The organism is Mesorhizobium sp. M5C.F.Ca.IN.020.29.1.1 (assembly GCF_003997375.1).
GTDB lineage: Bacteria > Pseudomonadota > Alphaproteobacteria > Rhizobiales > Rhizobiaceae > Mesorhizobium > Mesorhizobium wenxiniae.
Genome location: NZ_RZSW01000545.1, coordinates 1 through 4,163, shown reverse-complemented (window position 1 = coordinate 4,163; position 4,163 = coordinate 1). Strand labels below are relative to the sequence as shown.

Below are 4,163 nucleotides of genomic sequence, written 5' to 3'. Positions count from 1 at the left end.
ATCCTACCGTGCCTTTCAGTACCGCGACGCTGCCGGATTGCCGCATGGCACAGAGGGCCCGGAAATGAAACGCTGCATGTTCATCGACGATTCGAGCGTCATCAGGAAGGTCGCAAAGCGCATCCTGGGTGGTTCCGACATGCTGGTCATCGAAGCTGCGCGCGGTTTTGACGCGGTCGAGATGTGCACTGCTGACATGCCGGATATCATCGTCGTCGACGGCGCCTTGCCGGACATGCAGGCGGAGGACGTCATTCGCCGCGTACGCGCCATCGAAAGTCCGATACAGCCCCAGATCCTGATTTCGCTGGTTGAGGTCGACGTTGCTTCGATCATGCGGGCAAAGCGCGCCGGCGCTCAAGGCTATCTGCTGAAGCCGTTCAATCGGCCGCAACTTCTCGAGTGCTTCCGCACCCTGAGAATTGCAGCCTGATTCGCCGACCCCTGGCACATGGCCCCGGAGGTCGGCGCTCTAATGTCTGCGCTACAATCGCAAAAGTCCGGCCGAAGCCGGATTTTTGTCGGAAAATTGATCGGATCGGCGTCGTCAGCTCAGGCGCTGACGCGGATATCTTCCGGCTCGCGCAGCACATAGCCGCGACCCCAAACCGTCTCGATGTAGTTCTGGCCGCCGGAAGCGGCGTCGAGCTTCTTGCGCAGCTTGCAGATGAAGACGTCGATGATCTTCAGTTCCGGTTCGTCCATGCCGCCGTAAAGGTGGTTGAGGAACATTTCCTTCGTGAGCGTAGTGCCCTTGCGCAGCGAGAGCAGCTCCAGCATCTGGTATTCCTTGCCGGTCAGATGCACGCGCTGCCCACCGACCTCAACGGTCTTGGCATCGAGATTGACCACCAGGTCGCCGGTGGTGATCACCGACTGGGCATGGCCCTTGGAACGGCGCACGATGGCGTGGATGCGGGCAACCAGTTCGTCCTTGTGGAACGGCTTGGTCATATAGTCGTCTGCGCCGAAGCCGAGGCCACGGACCTTGTCCTCGATGCCGGCCATGCCGGAGAGGATAAGGATCGGAGTCTTCACCTTGGAAAGGCGAAGTGTTCTCAAGACCTCGTATCCCGACATGTCGGGCAGATTGAGATCGAGAAGGATGATGTCGTAGTCGTAGAGCTTGCCTAGATCGACACCTTCTTCGCCAAGATCGGTCGTGTAGACATTGAAACTTTCCGATTTCAGCATCAGCTCGATGCTTTGTGCGGTCGCACTGTCATCTTCTATCAGCAGAACACGCATTTCATTCCCCTTTTCTGCTGCCGGACCATTTCACGACCCGTCCAGGACCGGAGCAGTGATTGCCTGAGCAGAGGCTGCCATCGAATGGTTAACAAAACCTAATTCCGTGCCGTCGACGGTATCAGATTTTTTAACCCCTTTCTACACCTTGTTGAATCTAATAGTGAATCACAGAACCAAAACTCTAATGCAAAACATTAATGAGTCAGGCTAAGTGACTCCAGAGACTCGCTGGCCGGCGCTTCCGCATCGAGAGCCGGAATTTTTACCCGGCCTTAAGTCCTGAGCCGTATGATTAACAATGCCCGTAAACGAATCGTTACCGCCGGCAAAAAACTTTAGGAATTTGTTTCCCATAGTTCCGGTAAAGTCGGTGGAGACGGGTGAAGCCTGAGTTTGCCAGGTGGATTGGACGATATGTGCAGGTGTGCGTTTCCAGGAGTACCGAATCATGAAGTCACGTGAAAACCTCGTTCGGCTGAAGCAGTTTCAGGTGAACGAGAAGCGGCGGCAATTGCTGCAACTCGACATGATGATCGCCGAATTCGAGCGCATGGCTGTCGAACTGGAGCTTCAGATCACTGCCGAAGAAAAGAAAGCCGGCATCACCGACATCAACCATTTTGCCTATCCGACCTTCGCCAAGGCAGCGCGCCTGCGCCGCGACAATCTCAGAAATTCGCAAAGCGACCTCGCCCAGCAGCGAAGCGTTGCCGAATCACTGCTCGGCGAAGCCGAAGCGGAGCTTTCCAAAGCGGAAATGCTCGAATCACGCGACACCAAGATTCGCGACGCCGAGACCGGCGGCCGCAGCGCCATGATCGGCTGAAAACACGGCTTTAAGGCCAGTCAACACCCAGCGATCAGGGCGTTGCTCATCTGGAACGTCGCCGCTCATCGGTCGAGCAGCCGCCAGTTTCAGGCCTATGCTACCAAATCCCCTTCATATTCCGCGACCAGCCGCATCCGGGCATCCTAATGTCGGGCGTATGCGGTTCCGACCAGGACCATATCTTATTGAGCAGCCCATCAGGTTCTGGCCGAGTTCGGCGCGTCGAGCGGATGTCCAGCGGGACCGACCGCGCAGGCCTTGTGGAACTTGGCAAGGTCGATGCGAAAGAGCTTGCCGCCTAATGTGGCAAAGACCTGCTCGATGGCGCAGGCGCAATCCATGCCTTTCCCGCCGCCATGCCGATCGGCAATATGGTGCTGACGGTCTGAAGCAGAGAGAGCCGTTGCGGCAAAGCAAAAAAGGGCGCGGATTGTCGCGCCTTTTGACTTACTTGGACCAGCCCTAATGCCGATATTGCTGGATGCGCGTCGTGCGCAGCCCGGCAAGGCCATATTCGTCTATCGACGCTTGCCAGGACAGGAATTCCTCGGTGGTCAGCTTATAGCGCTGGCATGCCTCTTCGAGGCTCAGAAGCCCGCCGCGCACCGCCGCTACCACTTCGGCCTTGCGCCGGATAACCCAGCGACGTGTGTTCGTCGGCGGCAGATCGGCAATCGTAAGGGGGCTGCCGTCGGGCCCGATAACATATTTGACGCGCGGTCTAACAAGATCGGTCATCGTACTCTCTACTAAAAACTCAAAGACCCAATCCCCACCACATTACCGCCACAGCTTTAAAAATTGCCTAAGCGAACCCTAATAGGTAGGTAAGGATCATGAACGGCGCGTTAGTCTTTTCGTCGGCATTTGAGGCATCTGCCCGCAAGCGCCGTATCCATTAGAAAAAATCGGCCGGCTCGCGAAGCTGGCGCACCCGGAAAGCTTGACCTATATTCCGGCCATTGGCATTCAAGCGCCGTCATCCAGGGCGCCGTGCAGAACGAAAGAATTATGAACAGCCTCGACCTTCCCGGACGCCCCGAAGATACCCGCATCGTTGTTGCCATGTCGGGTGGCGTCGATTCGTCGGTCGTTGCCGGCCTATTGAAGCATGAAGGCTATGACGTCGTCGGGGTCACGCTGCAGCTCTACGACCACGGCGCGGCAACGCACCGGGCCGGCTCATGCTGCGCCGGCCAGGATATCGACGATGCTCGTCGCGTCTCCGAGACGCTCGGCATTCCGCACTATGTGCTCAATTACGAGGAGCGCTTCCGCAAGGCGGTGATCGACCCCTTCGCCGAAAGTTATGTGGCCGGCGAAACGCCGATCCCTTGCGTTTCCTGCAACCAGACAGTGAAATTCGCCGACCTTCTGGCGACCGCCAAGGAGCTCGGTGCCGACGCGCTGGCCACCGGCCATTACATCCGCTCTGGAGCCAACGGCGCCCATCGCGCACTGTACCGGCCTGTCGACGCGGACCGCGACCAGAGCTATTTCCTTTTCGCCACCACGCAGGCGCAGATCGACTATCTGCGCTTTCCGCTCGGCGGCCTGTCGAAGCCGCAGGTTCGCGCCATCGCCGAGGAAATGGGGCTAACGGTCGCCGCTAAGCAGGACAGCCAGGACATCTGCTTCGTCCCGCAGGGCAAATATTCCGACATCATTGCCAAGCTGAAGCCGACTGCTGCCAATCCGGGCGACATCGTCCATATCGACGGCCGCGTGCTCGGCCGCCATGAAGGCATTTTGCGCTACACGATCGGTCAACGCCGCGGCATCGGCATCGCGTCGGGCGAGCCGCTCTACGTCGTCCATCTCGACGCCGACCGGGCCCGCGTCGTCGTTGGTCCGCGCGAGGCGCTGGAGACGCATAAGATCTATTTGCGCGACATGAACTGGCTGGGCGACGCTGCACTGTCAGATATCCCGACGGCTGGGCTGGAGCTTTTCGCCAAGGTCCGCTCGACACGCCCGCCGCGCCCGGCCGTGCTGCATCACAACGCCGGGATCACTTCGGTTGAACTGGTCGACGGCGAGTCCGGCATCGCGCCCGGCCAGGCCTGCGTGCTCTATTCCGACG

Annotated in this window: 6 protein-coding genes; 3 read left to right on the top strand and 3 right to left on the bottom strand. The window is 58.7% G+C overall.

What is annotated here, in order from left to right:
* Window positions 1-64 precede the first annotated feature (64 nt).
* On the top strand, window positions 65-433 hold the full coding sequence (locus EOA85_RS29240; protein ID WP_065011886.1) for a response regulator: 369 nt from the start codon (window positions 65-67) through the stop codon (window positions 431-433).
* A gap of 119 nt (window positions 434-552) precedes the next feature.
* On the opposite strand, the gene ctrA is transcribed toward EOA85_RS29240, so the two are convergent.
* Window positions 553-1,248 (bottom strand): cell cycle two-component system response regulator CtrA, encoded by a 696-nt coding sequence (ctrA, locus tag EOA85_RS29235; protein ID WP_006203583.1) that lies wholly within the window; start codon window positions 1,246-1,248, stop codon window positions 553-555.
* 451 nt (window positions 1,249-1,699) lie between these two features.
* Here ctrA and EOA85_RS29230 point away from each other — a divergent pair, with 451 nt between their 5' ends.
* Window positions 1,700-2,077 (top strand): flagellar export protein FliJ, encoded by a 378-nt coding sequence (locus EOA85_RS29230; RefSeq protein WP_029349790.1) that lies wholly within the window; start codon window positions 1,700-1,702, stop codon window positions 2,075-2,077.
* 200 nt (window positions 2,078-2,277) lie between these two features.
* Here the strand turns inward: EOA85_RS29230 and EOA85_RS37780 are convergent, their stop codons facing one another.
* Both EOA85_RS37780 and EOA85_RS29225 read right to left on the bottom strand, forming a co-directional pair.
* On the bottom strand, window positions 2,278-2,421 hold the full coding sequence (locus EOA85_RS37780; protein WP_164759956.1) for a hypothetical protein: 144 nt from the start codon (window positions 2,419-2,421) through the stop codon (window positions 2,278-2,280).
* 121 nt (window positions 2,422-2,542) lie between these two features.
* Window positions 2,543-2,818, bottom strand: a complete 276-nt coding sequence (locus EOA85_RS29225) for a DUF1153 domain-containing protein (protein ID WP_006203587.1) — start codon at window positions 2,816-2,818, stop codon at window positions 2,543-2,545.
* Between the two features lie 273 nt (window positions 2,819-3,091).
* On the opposite strand from EOA85_RS29225, the gene mnmA reads away from it, so the two are divergent.
* The coding region (mnmA, locus tag EOA85_RS29220) for a tRNA 2-thiouridine(34) synthase MnmA (RefSeq protein WP_127212074.1) at window positions 3,092-4,163 on the top strand (1,072 nt) is incomplete at its 3' end.

Excerpts from the sequence above, each read along its gene's own strand:
- EOA85_RS29230 (WP_029349790.1), top strand. The coding sequence starts at position 1,700 with ATGAAGTCACGTGAAAACCTCGTTCGGCTGAAGCAGTTTCAGGTGAAC.
- EOA85_RS37780 (WP_164759956.1), bottom strand. The coding sequence starts at position 2,421 with ATGGATTGCGCCTGCGCCATCGAGCAGGTCTTTGCCACATTAGGCGGC.
- EOA85_RS29225 (WP_006203587.1), bottom strand. The coding sequence starts at position 2,818 with ATGACCGATCTTGTTAGACCGCGCGTCAAATATGTTATCGGGCCCGAC.
- ctrA (WP_006203583.1), bottom strand. The coding sequence starts at position 1,248 with ATGCGTGTTCTGCTGATAGAAGATGACAGTGCGACCGCACAAAGCATC.
- EOA85_RS29240 (WP_065011886.1), top strand. The coding sequence starts at position 65 with ATGAAACGCTGCATGTTCATCGACGATTCGAGCGTCATCAGGAAGGTC.